This is a genomic window from Chryseobacterium sp. DT-167, assembly GCF_058310155.1.
The window spans coordinates 1-874 of the sequence record NZ_JBZEEQ010000044.1; the positions used below are offsets into that span (position 1 = coordinate 1).

Sequence of the window (874 nt, forward strand, 5' to 3'; positions counted from 1 at the left end):
CTTCGCCTTCCGCGGCGACGGCTCCTCGAACGTCGCGATCGGCCGGTCGACCTCCGCGCCGGTCGTTCCGCCGGCCCGGCCCGCGCCGTCCTGGCCGACCGAGGCCGCCCCGACGCTCACGGCATCGCGGGACCGGATGCGCTCCCGCCGGGTGGCGACGGCGTCGTGGGCGCCGGAGCTCAGCAGGACGAGCACGAGGACGCAGAGGAAGTTGCCCACGGTGCCGGCGATCGCCGCGATGACGGGGTGGATCCCGCCGAGGATCCCGATCGTCGCGGCGCCCTCCCCCTCGATGAACGGCACGGCGCCGGCTGCGGCGACGACGAGCGGCTGGAGGAACTCCGGCACCTGGGCGACGAGGTCCTGGAAAGTGTCGATGAGGGTCATGGTGTGCTCCTGACGGTTCGCTGGCCGGTGGGGACCGGACGGTCGATCGGCGCTGATTCGAGTCCATCGCGTCACGAGTCGGGCGGTAAGTGTCGGTACGTCATCGATCTCCGGGCGGATCGCACGCCCGATCCGTGACAACTGTCACGTCCATAGGATGGGCGGGTGCCTCACCCCACCCCCTCCCGTGACGCCGACGCGGCGGCCACGGCCCGCGCCGCCATCCGCCTCTCGCGGGGCATCACGGCGACGTGGTGGTACACGGCGGGCGGCATCGTCTTCCTCGAGCTCGTCCTCGTGCTCGTGTGGATCTCGGCGGTGCTCGACATCGGTCGGGGTACCGGGGCGATCGCGGTCGTCGGCCTCGGCGGCCTCGTCTGGGTCGCGGCGACGGTGTCGTTGCTCGTCGACTACCGCAACGCCATCGATCTGCCGACGGCCGCGCGATCACGCCGCGCCGTCGTCCCGGTGATCGCCGCCGCGGGTT

General features: G+C 72.5%; 2 protein-coding genes. One reads left to right on the top strand and one right to left on the bottom strand.

What is annotated here, in order from left to right; all coding sequences use genetic code 11:
* A partial coding sequence (locus AC4FQ5_RS19620) for a hypothetical protein (protein ID WP_491146202.1) occupies positions 1–387 on the bottom strand: 387 nt, incomplete at its 3' end.
* 165 nt (positions 388–552) lie between these two features.
* Here AC4FQ5_RS19620 and AC4FQ5_RS19625 point away from each other — a divergent pair.
* Positions 553–874, top strand: a 322-nt coding sequence (locus tag AC4FQ5_RS19625) for a hypothetical protein (RefSeq protein WP_491146205.1), incomplete at its 3' end; no start/stop codon positions are given.